Genomic DNA, 15,782 nt, shown 5'->3' on the forward strand with positions numbered 1-15,782 from the left:
GTCCAGCCGGTTCGCCGCGGCGGCGGTGATGGCGGCGGTCAGACTAGAACTCGTTCCAAAAAATCGGAAGGGCCCTGAAGGGGCGGGCAGTTCGGCGTGACCCACGCACTCCCGTTCGGCGGTGCGCGCATACTTTCGACCATGACGACCCAACAGAGCAGAGCGGAAATCTTCGTCGGCCCGGAGCCGGACCGCCGCTTCACCGGCCCCGCGACCGGCGACGAACGACCGATGCTGGCCGGCTTCCTGGCGGACCACCGCGCAACGCTGGAGCTGAAGTGCTCCGGATTGGAAGCCGAGTTGGCGCGGCGGTCGGTGGAACCGTCGACCCTCTCCCTGCTCGGGTTGGTCCGGCACCTCGCCGACGTGGAGCGGCGTTGGTTCCGCAGGGTCCTGGCGGGCCAGGACGCCGAGCCGCTCTTCTCCTCGGCGGACGAACCCGACGGGGGCTTCGACGGGGCCGTCGACGACCCGGCGGTGGTGGCGGCCGCGTGGGAGGCGTGGCGCGACGAAGTGGCCTTCGCCGAACGGTTCGTCGCGGACGCGCCCGACCTCGACGTCGAGGGCGATGACGTGTGGCGGGGGAAGGTGTCCCTGCGCTGGGTCCTGATCCACATGGTCGAGGAGTACGCCCGGCACAACGGCCACGCCGACCTGCTCCGGGAGCGGATCGACGGGGCCATCGGCATCTGATCCGCGCGAGGCGGCCCCGGATCCGGGCGGCCTGCAGCACAATGGCCGTCGGGACCGTCCGCGCCTTCCAGGTCTTCCAGGTCTTCCGGGTCTTCCGGGTCTTCCGGGCTTTCCGGGCGACCGGGCGGGGGCGGAGCGGAGCGGAGCGGAGCGGAGCGGAGCGGAGCGGGCAGAAGGAACCGGGGGTGGACCGACATGGACCACGACGCACGGCGCCGGGACAACCCCGAGTACGGCCTGGCGGTGACCCAGATCCACGAGCCGGGGGCCCTCCCCGTGGACAACGGCATCCCCGCACGCCACGAGTACTGGGAGAGCCTGCCCGGGGACGTCACGGCCCGGCTGACGGAGAAGGCGGGCCGGACCCTGACCTGGTGGGCCGGGCCGGACTCCGACGGGCGGCCCTCCGCGCTGGTGGCCGGCGACCGCGGGCTCTGCCGGGTCCGGCAGGAACTGCGGGACGGCATGCCGGAGTTCCGGGGACAGCGGGTCCGCCTGGAGCCCGGCTCGCTGCGCAGCCGGTCCTTCGACGGGAAGCCGTCGCCTGACGGGCGGGCCGCCGCGCCCGGCGCTCCGGGGGCTCCGGTCCTGCGGCTCGGCCTGGACGAGCGGGCGCAGGGGGTGCTCGGCCATTTCCCCCTGCACGTGCAGGACTTCCTGCAACGGCCCTTCGCGTCGGACCGTTCCGGGGGCGAGGAGGTCACCGTGGACTGGTACTACGACGAGACCGTCGAGACCGAACGGACCGTCTGGTTCGTGGCCGTCTGCCTCTCCACCGGGCGCACCCTCACGGTCGCGGAGGGAACCCGGTCCCTGGCCCGGGGCGCCCGCCCGGACCGGGCCGAGTGGCAGGGGATCCAGTGCCACGAGGCCCGGCTCACACCGCGTTGATCCCGTCCCCCTGGAGTCCCGGCCTGATCAGGACCTTGATGTGCTCCTCGGGGCGGCGCAGCGAGGCGAAGGCCGCGTCCAGGCCGCCGAACCCGGCCTCGCCGGTGACCAGGGCGGCGGGGTCGATGCGCCCGTCGGCGAGCCGGTCGAGGGTCGCGCCGAACTCCCGCGGCGGGTAGGTGAGGCACATCCGGATGGTGACGTCCTTGTAGATGCCGACCACGGGACGGATCACGTCCTCGGTCATCACCCCGCCGATCTGCAGGATCTCGGTCCCGCGCGGAACGTCGTGCAGCAGTGAGTTGAGCATGCCGGGCACGCCGACGCAGTTGACGACGAGCATCGGCCGCGCCCCGGCCCCGGCCAGCTCGGCGCAGTGGGCCACCGGGTCGTCGCCGGCGCCCGGGTCCAGCACCGCGTGCGCGCCCAGCCGGGCCGCCGCCGCGCGGCGCAGCGCCGAGGGGTCGGAGGCGACGACCGGCCCGGCGCCGCGCTCCAGCAGGGCTGCGACGGCTCCCAGGCCCACGGGACCGCAGCCGATCACCACGGCCGGGGTGCCCTCGCCGGCCGTGGTGCGGGCGACGTTGCCGAAGCCGACGGCGAGCGGTTCGGTGAGGGAGGCCAGTGCCAGGTCCACGGAGTCCGGTACGGGCAGCAGTGCCTGCGCCTGTACGACGATCCGCTCGCCGAAGCCGCCGGGGAAGGCGTTGCTGTAGCCGACGGTACGGACCGCTCCCCCGGCGTCGACCGCCCAGGGCAGGCCGACCACCCCGGTGCCGGGCTCGGGGCCGCTCGCGCCGGGCCCGTAGGCGAGTACGCGGCCGGAGAACTCGTGGCCCATGACCAGCGGCCGGTCCGGGTCGAAGAGGAAGCTGGTGGTCCCGCTGTCCCGGGAGGCCCGCAGGAACTCCTCGGTGTGGGCGACGGCGCTCAGGTCGGAGCCGCAGATCCCGCAGGCCTCGGTCTCCACGAGGGCCTGTCCGGGCCCGGGCACGGGATCTGCGTGTTCGCGGACAAGGAAGCGTCCGCCTTCCAGCACCGCGGCCCTCAACGGACCTCTCCCTTCCGGGCGATGGCCTCCATGGTGGAGCGGCGCACTGCCCCGACGAACCTCTCGCTGTTGCGGCCGGCCCAGTCGAGGCTTGCACGGCGGGCGTCGGCGGTTCCGGTGAGGCGCGGCACCACGCGCTCGGCGAAGAGTTCGAGGCTGCGCAGGGCCGCGGTGGGGTCGGCGATGTCCAGCTGGAGGATGAGGAAGGTGCCGAAGCCGCCCGTCTTGTCGGCGAGTTGTCCGATGCGTTCGATCGCGTCGTCGGCGGTTCCGATGACGGCCCGGCCGAAGGTGGGCAGACCGTCCGTGACCCAGCGTTCGACGGCTCCCGCGGGCGTGCCGCAGCCTTCGAGGCGGGTGCCGCCGAGCGTCTCGATGTATTCGACGAGGTCGAGGATCCCGAATTCGGCATCGTGCAGGGCCTGTTCACGGGTCTCGGCCAGGTGCACGGGGGTGACCAGCCGCCAGCCCGACCGGTCCGCCTCCCGGCCCGCCTCGGCACAGGCCCGTTCGTGCGCGGCCCAGTTGGCGTCGAGCGCGGCGAATCCGTCCGGGTCGGCGGCGGCCAACGAGAGCATGCCGACCCCGTGCCGGCCGGCGAGTACGGCCCCGGCGGGCGAGACCGCCGAGGCGACGGCCACATCCGGCTCCCGCCCCCGGTAGGGGCCGAGCTGGAGCCGGGCCTCCTCCAGGGCGAACCAGTCGGTGGCGGCCGTCACGGTCTCCCCGCGCAGCAGCCGCATGACGGCGTCGAGCGAGTCGGCCATCATCTCGCGCGAGCGGAGCGGGTCGACGCCCATCATGAAGGCGTCGGAGGGCAGTTGCCCGGGTCCGACGCCGAGCATGGCCCGGCCGCGCGACTGCTGGTCGAGCTGGCAGATCCGGTCGGCGAGGATGAGCGGCTGGTGGTACGGGAGCGAGTTGACTCCGGTCCCGAGCATGATCCGCCCGGTCCGTTCGGCCGCCGCCGCGAGGAACAGTTCGGGCGAGGCGATGATCTCGTACCCGGCGGAGTGGTGCTCCCCGACCCACACCTCCTCGTACCCGAGCCGGTCGAGGGCGCCCACGAGGTCGAGGTCACGGCGCAGTTGGAGCGACGGGTCGCGGTCGGGCCGGTGGTAGGGGGCGAGGAAGACTCCGAATCGGCTGGGGAGGAGGTGCTGCGGCATCGCGGGTGGGCCCTTCCGTCGTGCGGCTCGGCAGGTCTGCCGTACGACGAAACACCGTGCGCGGCGCGGCTTCAACGGTGCCGCGGGCGTCCTCCCGCTGAGTGGGACGTCCGGCCGTCAGTTGAAGACGTAGAGCACGTCGAAGCGGACGAGGTCGCGCTCCACGTCGAAGTGGTACTCGCCCGACGAGCTCTTCGCGTCCAAGGTCCTCTCGTTCACGTACGCGTCGAACTCCGAGCTGTGCTGCCAGGCCGCGGCGGCGGGCACGTACGTCCTCAGGCGCTCGGGCAACGCGGACGGCTCGGCGGGCGCGAAGGTGCGGCCGGGGGCGCGGACGACCGCGGCCGCGCCTCCCGGCGGCAGGTGGGCGACGCCGACCAGCCGGATCCGGGAGTCCGGGCTCGGGATGGTGCGGCTGTCCCGGCCGACCTCGTCGATGTCGTAGCCCAGCCAGTGCGCCTCGCCGAGCTCGCCCAGGTAGGGCTTGAACCGATCGTTCAGCGGTTTGAGGTCGGTGCGGACCGGGTTGCGGTCCGGCTCCGGCCACAGGAGGTAGGTCATGCCGCCGCCCGCGGCCAGCAGCGGGAGGCCCGCGACCAGCAGGAACCTCCGCCGGTTCGTGCGCCCCCGCTGCGTGTCCACGACCGCCCCCGCCTCCGCTCAGTTCAGGGCGCTGATCATAGCCTCGGCCGTCTCCGCCATCGCCGCGCGGGCAGCGGTCAGGTACGGCCGGGGGTCCGCCGGGGTCAGGTGGGCGCGGATGGCCCCGGTCATGGCCACGTTCAGCGCGGTGCCGATGTTGACCTTCCGGATGCCGCCCGCGACGGCGGCGGCGAGCTCGGTGTCCGGCAGCCCCGAGGAGCCGTGCAGGACGAGCGGCACCTCCACGCTCTTGGCCAGCCGGGCGAGCAGCACGTGGTCCAGGGCGGCGGTCCGGGTGGTCATGGCGTGGCTGCTGCCGATGGCGACGGCCAGCGCGTCGACCCCGGAGTCGGCGACGAACCGGCGGGCCTCGTCGGGATCGGTACGGGCGCCGGGGGCGTGCGGGTCCGGCGGGGCCGCGCCGTTCTTGCCGCCGACCTCGCCCAGTTCGGCCTCGATCCACAGACCGTTGGCGTGCGCCCAGTCGGCCGCGGAGCGGGTCGCCTCCAGGTTCTCGGAGTACGGGAGTTGGGCGGCGTCGTACATGACCGAGCTGTAGCCCGCGTCGCAGGCCTGGCGCAGCAGTTCGGAACTCTTGACGTGGTCGAGGTGCAGGCCGACGGGGACCGTGGCGGCTTCCGCGCACGCGGCGGCGGCCCGGGAGATGGGCAGCAGCCGCCCGCCGCGGAACTTCACCGCGTTCTCGCTGAGTTGGAGGATGACCGGCAGGCCGGCCGCCTCCGCCCCGGCGACGACGGCCTCGGCGTGCTCCAGGGTGATGATGTTGAAGGCGGCCACGGCGCGGCCCGCGCGGGCCGCCTCCTGGACGAGGGGACCGGCGGGTACGAGGCTCATCGGACCGCCTCCTCGCCGGCGGCGAGGATCACGGAGCGGGTGAGGTGGCGCGGCGCGTCCGGGTCGAGCCCCTGCTGGGCGGCGACGGCGAGGGCGAGGCGGTGCACCCGGACCAGTTCGGCGAGCGGGTCGAGCCGCCCGGCCACCCACTGGGATCCGGTGGCGCGCACCTGCTCGGCGAGCCCGTCGGGGGCCTCGTCGAGCGACCAGGTGACGGTGCCGGGCCCGGAGACGCTGATGGGCCCGTGCCTGTACTCCATCGCCGGATAGGACTCGGCCCACGACAGCGAGGCCTCGCGCATCTTCAGCGCGGCTTCGTTGGCGAGGCCGACGCTCCAACCCCGGCCGAGGAAGGTGAACTGGCCGCGGCTGTCCAGCCCGGCCGGCAGCGGTTCGGCGAGCGCGGCGCGGGCGTCGGCGACCACGGAGGCGGTGTGCAGGCCGAGGTGTGCGCGCAGCAGGGTGAGGGCGGTGGTGGCGAAGCGGGTCTGGACGACGGACCGCTCGTCGGCGAAGTCGAGGACCACGGCCTCGTCGGCGAGGGTCATCACGGGCGTCTCCGGATCGCCGATGACGGCGGTCGTGGGAACGCCCGCCTCGCGCAGCCCGGCGAGCAGGTCGAGCACTTCGGTGGTGGTGCCGGAGCGGGTGAGGGCGACGACCCGGTCGTAGCGGCGGTGGCGCGGGAACTCCGAGGCGGGGAACGCGTCGGTCTCCCCCTGCCCGGCCTCCTCGCGCAGCACGGCGGCCGCCTGCGCCATGTAGTACGAGGTGCCGCACCCGACGATCGCGACACGGTCGGCGGGCCGCGGCAGCACCGGCCGCTGCGCCGGGGCCAGTTCGGCGGCCCGTTCCCAGCATTCGGGCTGAGTGCTCAACTCGTACGCGACGTGACTCATGGGGCTCCCTAGCGGGTGGGTGCGGGTGTGCCATTCTTGCGTGTTTCTGCAAGGTATCCGGGAGTTTCACGCAACTTCAAGCATCATGAGGGGTGATCGGCTGGGTTAGTGTCGGCGTGTAGGCCAACGGAGAACATGCCGGAAGGCGGCGCGACAACCAAGGGGGCTGCTGATGACGCGCAAAGAGCGCTGGCAGAGGCTGCTGGATCTGCTGGTGGAGCAGGGCGAGCTGGAGGTGGAGCCGGCCGCGGACGCCCTCGGGGTGTCCGCGGCGACCATCCGGCGTGACCTCGACCAGCTCGCCGAGCAGCAGCTGCTGGTCCGCACGCGCGGCGGGGCCGCCCCGCACGGCGTCTCGTACGAACTCCCCCTGCGCTACCGCACGTCACGGCGGGCCGCCGAGAAGCAGCGGATCAGCCGGGCCGTGGCGGCGCTGATCGGTCCGGGCGAGGTGATCGGACTGACGGGGGGCACCACGACCACCGAGGTCGCCCGCGCCCTGGCCGGGCGCCCGGACCTTGCCTCGGGCTCGCCCGCGCTGACCGTGGTCACCAACGCCCTCAACATCGCGAGCGAGCTGGTGATCCGCCCGCAGTTCAAGATCGTGCTGACGGGGGGTGTCGCCCGGCCCCAGTCGTACGAACTCACCGGCCCGCTCGCGGAACAGGTGCTGGGACGGCTCGCGGTGGACACCGCCGTGCTCGGCGTGGACGGCTTCGACCCGGCGGACGGCGCGGCGACCCGCCACGAGGACGAGGCGTCGATCAACCGCCTGCTGTGCGAGCGGGCCGGGCGGGTGGTGATCGCCGCCGACTCCAGCAAGCTCGGCGTGCGCGCCTTCGCCCGCATCTGCGAGACCTCGTCCGTGGACGTGCTGGTCACGGACACGGGCCTGTCGGCCGCGGTCGCGGAGCGGTTCGCCGAGGCCGGGGTGGAAGTGGTGCGGGTCTGAGGATGCCGGGGCCCGCCACGGCCGGGCACCGGCATCAGCGGCGCGCCCTGGACCGCGGCTGGCCCTGCTCCCCGGCGGGCCCTGGCGCGAGCCCGGCCCGGGGGGGGTGACGCCGGAGCCGCCCGCGATCACCGGCACGGGGGGCCGCGGGCGGCGGTACGCTCGTGGGTCCGACGCCCCCGAAAGGATCGACGCCATGTCCGTGCCGCAGTCCGTGGACCGCGCGCTGGCCCTCCTGGACCTGGTGGCCGACGCGCCCGGACCGTTGACCGCCAAGGCGCTCGCGCGGCGCGTGGGCTGTTCGCTGTCGACCGCGTACCACCTGCTGGGCCCGCTGACGGCGCGCGGCTATCTGGTCCGGGGGCCGGAGGGGTACGCGCCGGGGCCGCGGGTCCCCTCCCTGCACCGGTCCTTCCAGCGGCACCTGGGCGCCGGGAGCGCGGTCGCCGCGCTGCTGCCGCACGTACGGCGGGTCACCGGCGCCGAGGCGTACTTCACCGCCTACAGCGGCGGGCGCATCACCGTCATCGACAGCACCACGCCGCTGACCGATTCCAAGGACCCGTTCACTCCGGGCCCCGAGACCCGGGCGCACGCCACGGCGCACGGGAAGGTGCTGCTCGCCCCGCTCTCGCGGGCCCAGCGGCGGCGCTACCTCGCCGACCACGGCATGGCGCGCCTGACCGAGCACACGATCACCGACGAGCAGCGCTTCGAGGCGGAGCTCGCGGGCGTCCGCGACCGGGGCCTCGCGGTCTCCGTCGGCGAGGCGGACCCGGCCTACACCTGTCTGGCCGTGCCGCTGCCCTCGCGTCCGGACCACGCCCTGTCCGTCTCCCTGCCGCTCGCGGACTTCCGGCGCCGCCGGGGCGAGATCGGCTCGCTGCTCGTGCTGGCCGCGGCCGCGTTTCCGGCAGGGTCGGAATGAACCCGTCCCCGGCCGGCCCGAGGCGGCGGGGTACCGCATCGTAGAGGCATGATCTTCATCGCCGTGCGTTTCGCCGTCCGTCCCGAGTACTCCGACCAGTGGCTGTCCCTCGTGGGCCCCTTCACCGAGGCGACCCGTGCCGAACCGGGCAACCTCTTCTTCGACTGGTCCCGCGGCGTCGAGGACCCGCACAGGTTCACCCTGCTGGAGGCGTTCGCGGATGACGACGCCGCCGTCGCCCACGTGAAGTCCGACCACTTCACCGCCGGACTCGCCGCCATGGCCACCGCCATCGCCGAGACCCCCGAGATCATCAACGTGACCATTCCCGACCAGGACGGGTGGGGTCCCATGGCGGAGCTTGCCCCGCAGGGCTGATCCGGCCCCGGACCGCGGACCCGATGGTGGCCCGAGCCGCGGCTCCGGGCCGCCACGGCCGCTCACGACCACCCCCCGAGTGACGCGCAGTCGGCCGCGGCCGACCCCGGCGGCCGCGGGCCCGGCCGGGACGCCGCCCGACGGGTGGAAGACCAGTTCAGGCGACGTCCGCGTACCTCCACGACCACGTGCCCGCGCCCCTCGGGGGAAACCCTCGCGGAGCAGGGCAACCGGATCGTCCTCGGCATCAATCAGCAGCTGGCGGAGCCTTCGCTCGCGACCCGGGGCACCTGGGTCCTGGTCTGGCTCGGGATGAGTCCGGGCAACGCCAACCTGGCCTACGTCGCCCGGAACACCGACGGCTCCAACTCCTTCGCCGTCGTGGTCCGCGGCACCGTCGGCAACGTGACCGACCTGATGGAAGACCTCGACGTCGGCACGGTGGTCCCGCTCAACCTCGCCGGAATGCCGTCCCCGGTCCCCGTGGCCAAGGGGGCCATGAAGGCGTTCACCGAGGTCGTCACCATGAGCACGGCCGGGGTCACCCTGGCGCAGGCGCTCACCGCCGCCCTGGGCGGGGCGCAGCCGAACCCGACGGTCTACGTCACCGGCCACAGCCTGGGCGGCTGCATCGCGACCATGGTCGCCCCCTGGCTGCAGACGCTCGACTGGCCCGACGGGAAGCCGAACTTCGAACTGCACACGTTCGCCGCTCCCACCGCCGGAGGGGCGGACTTCGCCGCCTACGTCGACTCCCTGGAGTGGCAGGCGAACGAGCGCCACTACAACGTCAACGACCTGGTGCCGCAGGCCTGGAACAACCTCGAGGCCGCCAAGCAGTGGTACCCCAAGGACACGGGCCCGGTGGCGGACGACGCCGTCAAGGCCGTCATCGGGACCCTCGCCGGCCTCCCCGGCCCCCACGTCTACGTCCAGCCGGGCAAGGACGACCCGCTGAACGACGGCTACGACCCCTACGACCCGGACGTGGTGAGGAGGTCGACCCAGGACTTCATGGGCCAGGTGGCCTTCCAGCACGCCAACTCCACCTATCTGGGCCTCCTCGGCGCGCCCGACGTGCTGTCGGGCCCGGAGGTGGTCATCGCGCTCCCGGCCGGCAAGGCCGGCGCCCCGATCGACATCATCGGCAGCGGATTCACCGGCCAGGGTGTCGTGGTCGACTTCGGTACGGTGCCGGCCACCAAGACGTACGTCATGCGCGACGACGTGCTGATCGCCTGGGTGCCGGAGGGCGTCGGCGTGGTCGACGTCCGGGTCACCAGCAGCCTGGGCACCTCCCCTGCCGTTCCGCGCGGCCAGTTCGCCTACGGCGGCCCGGCCTACGTGGTGGTCACCGGCATCAGCAACGACACCGGGCGGGCCAAGGACCAAGTCCAGGTCAACGGCCTCTACTTCGACGAGGACGCCCAGATCTGGTTCGGCGACAACCCGGCCGAGCTCCTCCGGTACGGAACCGAGCAGCTGCTCGTCGAGGTACCCGATCCGACCATCGCCGTCGGCAAGTCGGCGACCGTCGACATCACGGTCATGTCGAACGGCTACTCGTCCCCCAAGAGTCCGGCGGACGAGTTCACCTACCTGGAGATCCCCCGGCCCTGACGCGCGCCGTCGGGCACCCCGCTCAGTGCTCCGGCAGCCGCTCCGACTCCCGTACCAGGGCCGCCAGGACCGGGGAGATCAGCGGGTGGGACTCCGCGCCGCGGCGGGTCGCCGCGAAGACCCTGCGGGTGGCGGCGGGGCCCGACGCGGGGCCACCGACCGGTGCCACCGGGCGGACCTGGACCTCCTTGAGGTCCATGCCGCGCAGGGCGGACCGCGGGACCAGGGCGACCCCCGCCCCGGCGCCCACCAGCGCCGTGACCGCGCGGAAGTCGTCGGAGGAGTGCACGAACCGGGGCTGGAAGCCCGCCAGTTCGCACGCCAGCAGCGTCACGTCGTGGCAGGGGTTGCCCGGGTACTGGCCCACCCAGTCCGAGTCGGACAGGTCCGCCAGGGACACCGCCGGGAGATCGGCCAGCGGGTGCCCCGAGGGCAGCACCGCTTCGAAGGGTTCCGCGTACAGCGGCAGCACCGACAGCCGCCCGTCGTCCGCTCCCGGCGCGCCCCGGTACTCGACGGCGAGGGCCACGTCGGCCTCGCCGTCCAGCAGCAGCGGCAGGCTCTGGTCGCCCTCCGCGTCACGGACGCGCAGCCGGATCCCGGGGTGTTCCAGGGCGAGGCGGGCGATGGCCGGGGCCAGCACCTCCGCGATGCCCGTGGCGAAGGCGGCCACGGTGACCTCGCCCGCGGAGCCGCCCGCGTAGGCGGCGAGTTCGGCCTCGGCCCGCTCCAGCTGCGCCAGTACCTCGTGCGCGTGCCCGAGCAGGATCTCGCCGGCCGCCGTGAGCCGTACGCCCCGGCCGCTGCGGGTGAGCAGCGCGTGGCCCGTCTCCTGCTCCAGTGCCGCGAGCTGCTGGGAGACCGCGGAAGGAGTGAGGTAGAGGGCTGCGGCCGCGGCGGTCACCGTACGGTGGTCCGCCACGGCCCGCAGGATGCGCAGCCGGCGGGGGTCGATCACCCCGCCATTATCTCAGGCAGCGCAGGTCACCCGGCCCGCGCGGGCCCCTCGGGCCCGTCAGGCCTCCTCGCCCTCCAGCGCCGCCCGGGCGTCCGTGAACGCCGCCACCGCGCGCTCGACGTCCGCCGTCGAGTGGGCCGCCGAGAGCTGGACGCGGATGCGGGCCGCGCCCATCGGCACCACCGGGTACGAGAAGCCGATCACGTACACGCCGCGCTCCAGCAGCAGCTCGGCCATCCGGGCCGCCTTCGCCGCGTCGCCGATCATCACGGGGGCGATGGCGTGGTCGCCGGGCAGGATCTCGAAGCCCGCCTCGGTCATCTTCGTACGGAAGAGCGCGGTGTTGGCGGCGAGGTGTTCGCGCAGGTCACCGGCGGATTCCAGCAGGTCGAGGACCTTGAGCGAGGCGGCCGCGATGACCGGGGCGAGGGAGTTGGAGAAGAGGTACGGGCGCGAGCGCTGGCGCAGCAGCTCCACGATCTCGGCGCGGGCCGCGACGTAGCCGCCGGACGCGCCGCCGAGGGCCTTGCCGAGGGTGCCGGTGATGATGTCGACGCGGTCCATGACCCCGTGCAGCTCGGGGGTGCCGCGGCCGCCGGGGCCGACGAAGCCGACGGCGTGCGAGTCGTCGACCATGACCATGGCGTCGTAGCGCTCCGCCAGGTCGCAGATCTCGGCGAGCGGGGCGACGTAGCCGTCCATGGAGAAGACGCCGTCGGTGACGATCAGCTTGCGGCGGGCGCCGCCCTCGGTGGCCTCCTTCAGGCGCGCCTCCAGCTCGGCCATGTCGCGGTTGGCGTAGCGGAAGCGGCGGGCCTTGGACAGCCGGATGCCGTCGATGATCGAGGCGTGGTTGAGGGCGTCGGAGATGACCGCGTCCTCGGCGCCGAGCAGGGTCTCGAAGACGCCGCCGTTGGCGTCGAAGCAGGAGGAGTAGAGGATCGTGTCCTCCTGGCCGAGGAAGGAGGACAGGCGCGCCTCCAGCTCCTTGTGCACCTCCTGCGTACCGCAGATGAAGCGGACGGAGGCCATTCCGTAGCCCCAGCGGTCCAGGGCGTCCTTCGCGGCGGCGACGACCTCGGGGTGGTCGGCGAGGCCGAGGTAGTTGTTGGCGCAGAAGTTCAGGACCTCACCGGGGGCACCGCCGGCGGTCACGGCGACGGCGGCGCTCTGCGGGGTGCCGATGACGCGCTCGGGCTTGTGCAGGCCGGCGGCGCGGATCTCGTCGAGGGTGGCGCGGAGGTCTTCGCGGACGGTCTCGAACATACTGCGTTCTCCTTGTGCGGTTTGCCGTCCGGCGGACGGGAGGGGGCCGGACCCCGCGGAGGGGGGAGGGTGTGCGGGGTCCGGCCGTAGGGAGATGGTTCAGGGGACCGACGGCCTGCGGCCGACCCGGTCGGATCTTGGCTCGGCACCCGGCCCGGCGTGCCGGTGGCCTGTGGCCGGCCTGGTCGGGCCTTGGCCTGGCGGGCCGAGCCGGTGGGTCGCCGAGCCGGGGGCCGTGGCCCGTGGCCCGGTGGCCCGGGGGGGCTTGGCCCGGGAGCCGTGGCCCGGAGGGCTCGGGCGGCCAGGCGCAGGGTCAGGCCGTCCAGTCCAGGATGATCTTGCCGCTGCGGGCAGTGGACGCCTCGTCGAAGGCGGCCTCGAAGTCGCGGTGCGAGTAGCGGCCGGTGATGACCGGGGTGAGGTCGAGGCCGCCTTCCAGCAGCACCGTCATGGCGTACCAGGTCTCGAACATCTCGCGCCCGTAGATGCCCTTGATGGTGATCATCGAGGTGACGACCTTCGCCCAGTCCACCGGGAACTCCTGCGCGGGCAGGCCCAGCATGGCGATCCGGCCGCCGTGCGTCATGTTGTCGATCATGTCGCGCATCGCCTCGGCGCGGCCGGACATCTCCAGGCCGATGTCGAAGCCCTCGCGCAGGCCCAGCTGCGCCTGCGCGTCCGCGATGGAGCGCTCGGCCACGTTCACCGCCAGCGTGGCGCCCGCCTTGCGGGCGATCTCCAGCCGCTCCGGGCTGACGTCCGTGATGACCACGTTGCGCGCGCCGGCGTGCCGGGCCACGGCCGCCGCCATGATCCCGATCGGACCGGCACCGGTGATCAGCACGTCCTCGCCGACGAGCGGGAACGACAGCGCCGTGTGCACGGCGTTGCCGAAGGGGTCGAAGATGGCGGCCACGTCCAGATCGACCTGCGTGCGGTGCACCCATACGTTCTGCGCCGGCAGGACCACGTACTCGGCGAACGCTCCGTCACGGCCGACCCCGAGGCCGATGGTGCTGCGGCACAGGTGGCGGCGGCCGGCCAGGCAGTTGCGGCACTTGCCGCACACCAGGTGGCCCTCGCCGCTGACGAGCGCGCCGACCTCGATGTCGCGGACGTCCGCGCCGAGCGCCGCGACCTCGCCCACGAACTCGTGGCCCAGGATCAGCGGGGTCTTGACCGCGCCCTGCGCCCAGCCGTCCCAGGAACGGATGTGCAGGTCCGTTCCGCAGATGCCGGTGCGCAGCACCTTGATCAGCACGTCGCCCGGACCGTAGTCGGGCTCGGGAACGTCCATGAGCCACAGCCCGGGCTCGGCCTTGTGCTTGACGAGTGCCTTCATGGGGTGGCTCCAGGCGTGCGGAAGGGGTCGCCTCGGGCGTGCGGGCCCGGACGGCGTCGGTGACGGCACCAATCTGCCGATCGGCACGGTGATCAGTCCATCGAGACTTTCTTAAGCGGGTCGACAGCGCAGCTTCACGCCTATGCTCCTCCAGTGACGGGGCAGGGTCCCGGACCGGTACGACGGTTCGGGGAAAAGGGGAGGTGAGGGGCGTGCCGAGTCTGCGCAGCAGGGCGCTGTCGGCGGCGCTGATCGCGGCGGGCAGGCGAAGACGGTTCGCGAGCGCCGAGGCGGTCCAGACCCGGGTGGCGGAGTCCGCGCGGCGGCCCGCTTCGCACCTTCCGCCCCGCTGGTTGGGCCGGGTCGCGGAGATCTCGCGGACGTTCGTCGGAGCCTGGCCGGTGTACGACGTCTCACCGCTCGGGGTCGAGCCGGCGGCACAGGTGCTGTACGTGCACGGCGGCGGGTACATCAACGAGCTGGTCCGCCCGCACTGGGCGCTGGTCCGGCAGCTGGTCACCCAGGCGCGGGCGCGGGTGGTCGTACCGGCGTACATCCTGGCTCCGCGCGGGACCGCCGACCGGACGGTCCCCGTCGCCGCGGACCTGCTCAGCGGTCTGATCGAGAGCGGCGGCGCGGGCGGCACGGTGCTCATCGGGGACTCCGCGGGCGCCGGGCTGGCGCTGGCCGCCGCGCAGCGGCTGCGCGACCGGACGGGGGCGCAGCCCTCCCGGATCGTACTGATCTCGCCGTGGCTGGACGTGTCCATGAGCCATCCCGACCAGGCGCTGATCGAGGCGGCCGATCCGATGCTGGCCCGCCCCGGACTGCGGGAGGCCGGGCGGCTGTACGCCGGGACCCTCTCCGCCGACGATCCGCGGGTGAGCCCGCTGCACGGGTCCTTCGCGGGGCTGGCGCCGATCACGGTGTTCACCGGGACCCGGGACGTGCTGACCACGGACAGCAGGGAGCTGCTGAGCCGGGCCCTAGCCGCGGAGGTCGACGTGGAGTTCCACGAGGAGCCGGGGCTGCCGCACGGGTACCCGCTGCTGCCGGTGCCGGAGGGGCGGGCGGCGCGGGAGCGGATCGTGGAGCTGATCCGGGCCACCGCGGACGCCTGACGTCCCACCTCGCGCCTCCCACGTCCCCGGCCTACGCCGTGCAGGTCATCAGCGAGCTGACCGGCCAGGCCCGGTACCCCGTCCAGTACTCCTCGTCGCGCACCGGGTCGGCGGGCGGGGTCCGGGTCGGCTGCCAGCCGACGGTGGCGAAGCCCGCCTCGACGGCCGCCTCGGCGAGGTCGGAGTGGGCCCATTCGCGGAACTCGAAGGGCACCGGCGGCTCGGTGAGGAAGTGTGCCTTGAGCAGGGGCGCGTCGCCCTCCGGGAGCCGGTCGAGGATGCGCAGGCCGTACGGGGACCAGTCCACGCGGGGGAACGCCCCGGCGTTGGGGACGATGGCGAGGAGCTTGGCCCCGGCGCGCAGGTTGGCGCGGACGGACCGGAACATCGCGTGCAGGGAGCCTCGGTCGGGTGCGTGGTTGAACAGGTAGACGGCGGTGGCGAGGTCGAAGGGGCCGAGGTTCGGGAGTCCCGCGGCGTCGGCGACGTGGTACTCGATCGCCGACCGGTCCCCGTCCGTCGCGCGGCCGGCCGTCTCGTGCGCGCGGGCGAGTCTGATCATCTCCTCCGAGATGTCCACGCCGACGGTCCGGCGGGCCCCGCCGCGGGCCAGCAGCCGGGTGTTGTGGCCGTGTCCGCAGGCCAGGTCGAGGGTGTCGAGCCCGCGGACCCCGCCGAGTTCGTCGAGGGCGCCGAGGAGGGTGTGGGTGTCGGCCGCCGAGAAGGCGGCCGTGCTCTTCGACTCCGCGTAACGCTCGCCGATGGCGTCGTACTGGTAGCGCATGCTCTGCCTTCCGGTGGCCTGCCGGGGTGGGGGACGCGTGCGTATGGTGCCCCGGGACGTGGTCGTCCGCGGTCCGTACGGCCGTGCGTCCCCCGGACGAGGTAAGCGCTCGGCCTAGTGCCGTGGCCGGGGCGGCGTTCGCGCGCGCCGTGGCGCCGTCGCGCGTCCGGGCGGGCCGCGGGACGGCGTCGCGACGGGGGTTCCGGCCCGTGCCACGGGGTGGCCGCCGGGGT

16 protein-coding genes are annotated in these 15,782 nt (G+C 73.7%); 7 read left to right on the top strand and 9 right to left on the bottom strand.

Annotated features, from left to right (window positions below; translation table 11 throughout):
• Positions 1-141 precede the first annotated feature (141 nt).
• The gene (locus ACFYZL_RS10295) at positions 142-693 is read left to right on the top strand and encodes a DinB family protein (RefSeq protein WP_388677848.1); all 552 of its coding nucleotides are present in this window, start codon (positions 142-144) and stop codon (positions 691-693) included.
• Between the two features lie 195 nt (positions 694-888).
• A complete protein-coding gene (locus ACFYZL_RS10300) occupies positions 889-1,584 on the top strand; it encodes a hypothetical protein (RefSeq protein WP_384744009.1) in 696 nt (231 codons plus the stop codon).
• On the opposite strand, the gene ACFYZL_RS10305 is transcribed toward ACFYZL_RS10300, so the two are convergent.
• The 5 genes from ACFYZL_RS10305 to ACFYZL_RS10325 form a co-directional block, all read right to left on the bottom strand.
• Entirely contained in the window at positions 1,571-2,578 is a 1,008-nt protein-coding gene (locus ACFYZL_RS10305) for a zinc-binding dehydrogenase (RefSeq protein ID WP_384744007.1), read from the bottom strand. The two genes, ACFYZL_RS10300 and ACFYZL_RS10305, sit on opposite strands and share 14 nt — an antisense overlap.
• A 53-nt stretch (positions 2,579-2,631) precedes the next feature.
• On the bottom strand, positions 2,632-3,804 hold the full coding sequence (locus tag ACFYZL_RS10310; RefSeq protein WP_388677852.1) for an LLM class flavin-dependent oxidoreductase: 1,173 nt from the start codon (positions 3,802-3,804) through the stop codon (positions 2,632-2,634).
• A 117-nt stretch (positions 3,805-3,921) separates the two neighbouring features.
• A complete protein-coding gene (locus ACFYZL_RS10315) occupies positions 3,922-4,446 on the bottom strand; it encodes a hypothetical protein (RefSeq protein WP_388677855.1) in 525 nt (174 codons plus the stop codon).
• Between the two features lie 18 nt (positions 4,447-4,464).
• Positions 4,465-5,301, bottom strand: a complete 837-nt coding sequence (locus tag ACFYZL_RS10320; protein ID WP_384744002.1) for a ketose-bisphosphate aldolase — start codon at positions 5,299-5,301, stop codon at positions 4,465-4,467.
• Complete coding sequence (locus tag ACFYZL_RS10325; RefSeq protein WP_388677858.1) at positions 5,298-6,200, bottom strand: SIS domain-containing protein; 903 nt, start codon at positions 6,198-6,200, stop codon at positions 5,298-5,300. Before ACFYZL_RS10325 ends, ACFYZL_RS10320 begins: the two co-directional genes overlap by 4 nt.
• A gap of 172 nt (positions 6,201-6,372) precedes the next feature.
• Here ACFYZL_RS10325 and ACFYZL_RS10330 point away from each other — a divergent pair, with 172 nt between their 5' ends.
• From ACFYZL_RS10330 to ACFYZL_RS10345, 4 genes are all read left to right on the top strand, one after another.
• Positions 6,373-7,152 carry a DeoR/GlpR family DNA-binding transcription regulator gene (locus tag ACFYZL_RS10330; RefSeq protein ID WP_388677861.1) on the top strand — a complete coding sequence of 260 codons (780 nt, stop codon included), beginning with the start codon at positions 6,373-6,375 and terminating at the stop codon, positions 7,150-7,152.
• A 196-nt stretch (positions 7,153-7,348) separates the two neighbouring features.
• Positions 7,349-8,080, top strand: a complete 732-nt coding sequence (locus tag ACFYZL_RS10335) for an IclR family transcriptional regulator (RefSeq protein WP_384743996.1) — start codon at positions 7,349-7,351, stop codon at positions 8,078-8,080.
• A 48-nt stretch (positions 8,081-8,128) separates the two neighbouring features.
• On the top strand, positions 8,129-8,458 hold the full coding sequence (locus tag ACFYZL_RS10340) for a putative quinol monooxygenase (protein ID WP_384743995.1): 330 nt from the start codon (positions 8,129-8,131) through the stop codon (positions 8,456-8,458).
• Positions 8,459-8,602: 144 nt separating this feature from the next.
• Complete coding sequence (locus ACFYZL_RS10345; protein ID WP_388677865.1) at positions 8,603-10,078, top strand: lipase; 1,476 nt, start codon at positions 8,603-8,605, stop codon at positions 10,076-10,078.
• Between the two features lie 22 nt (positions 10,079-10,100).
• Here the strand turns inward: ACFYZL_RS10345 and ACFYZL_RS10350 are convergent, their stop codons facing one another.
• The 3 genes from ACFYZL_RS10350 to tdh form a co-directional block, all read right to left on the bottom strand.
• Complete coding sequence (locus ACFYZL_RS10350; protein WP_384743991.1) at positions 10,101-11,036, bottom strand: LysR substrate-binding domain-containing protein; 936 nt, start codon at positions 11,034-11,036, stop codon at positions 10,101-10,103.
• A 57-nt stretch (positions 11,037-11,093) separates the two neighbouring features.
• Positions 11,094-12,302, bottom strand: coding sequence for a glycine C-acetyltransferase (locus ACFYZL_RS10355; protein WP_384743989.1), 1,209 nt, complete (start codon positions 12,300-12,302; stop codon positions 11,094-11,096).
• A 313-nt stretch (positions 12,303-12,615) separates the two neighbouring features.
• Positions 12,616-13,644, bottom strand: coding sequence for an L-threonine 3-dehydrogenase (gene tdh / locus ACFYZL_RS10360; protein ID WP_384743987.1), 1,029 nt, complete (start codon positions 13,642-13,644; stop codon positions 12,616-12,618).
• 212 nt (positions 13,645-13,856) lie between these two features.
• Between tdh and ACFYZL_RS10365 the strand changes: the two genes are divergently transcribed.
• On the top strand, positions 13,857-14,765 hold the full coding sequence (locus tag ACFYZL_RS10365) for an alpha/beta hydrolase fold domain-containing protein (RefSeq protein ID WP_384743985.1): 909 nt from the start codon (positions 13,857-13,859) through the stop codon (positions 14,763-14,765).
• Between the two features lie 31 nt (positions 14,766-14,796).
• On the opposite strand, the gene ACFYZL_RS10370 is transcribed toward ACFYZL_RS10365, so the two are convergent.
• Positions 14,797-15,549 carry a class I SAM-dependent methyltransferase gene (locus tag ACFYZL_RS10370; RefSeq protein ID WP_384743983.1) on the bottom strand — a complete coding sequence of 251 codons (753 nt, stop codon included), beginning with the start codon at positions 15,547-15,549 and terminating at the stop codon, positions 14,797-14,799.
• Positions 15,550-15,782: the final 233 nt, after the last annotated feature.

The organism is Streptomyces sp. NPDC001717, from assembly GCF_042892775.1.
Classification (GTDB): Bacteria; Actinomycetota; Actinomycetes; order Streptomycetales; family Streptomycetaceae; genus Streptomyces.

Excerpts from the sequence above, each read along its gene's own strand:
- ACFYZL_RS10295 (WP_388677848.1), top strand. The coding sequence starts at position 142 with ATGACGACCCAACAGAGCAGAGCGGAAATCTTCGTCGGCCCGGAGCCG.
- ACFYZL_RS10300 (WP_384744009.1), top strand. The coding sequence starts at position 889 with ATGGACCACGACGCACGGCGCCGGGACAACCCCGAGTACGGCCTGGCG.
- ACFYZL_RS10310 (WP_388677852.1), bottom strand. The coding sequence starts at position 3,804 with ATGCCGCAGCACCTCCTCCCCAGCCGATTCGGAGTCTTCCTCGCCCCC.
- ACFYZL_RS10320 (WP_384744002.1), bottom strand. The coding sequence starts at position 5,301 with ATGAGCCTCGTACCCGCCGGTCCCCTCGTCCAGGAGGCGGCCCGCGCG.
- ACFYZL_RS10325 (WP_388677858.1), bottom strand. The coding sequence starts at position 6,200 with ATGAGTCACGTCGCGTACGAGTTGAGCACTCAGCCCGAATGCTGGGAA.
- ACFYZL_RS10330 (WP_388677861.1), top strand. The coding sequence starts at position 6,373 with ATGACGCGCAAAGAGCGCTGGCAGAGGCTGCTGGATCTGCTGGTGGAG.
- ACFYZL_RS10335 (WP_384743996.1), top strand. The coding sequence starts at position 7,349 with ATGTCCGTGCCGCAGTCCGTGGACCGCGCGCTGGCCCTCCTGGACCTG.
- ACFYZL_RS10340 (WP_384743995.1), top strand. The coding sequence starts at position 8,129 with ATGATCTTCATCGCCGTGCGTTTCGCCGTCCGTCCCGAGTACTCCGAC.
- ACFYZL_RS10355 (WP_384743989.1), bottom strand. The coding sequence starts at position 12,302 with ATGTTCGAGACCGTCCGCGAAGACCTCCGCGCCACCCTCGACGAGATC.
- tdh (WP_384743987.1), bottom strand. The coding sequence starts at position 13,644 with ATGAAGGCACTCGTCAAGCACAAGGCCGAGCCCGGGCTGTGGCTCATG.
- ACFYZL_RS10370 (WP_384743983.1), bottom strand. The coding sequence starts at position 15,549 with ATGCGCTACCAGTACGACGCCATCGGCGAGCGTTACGCGGAGTCGAAG.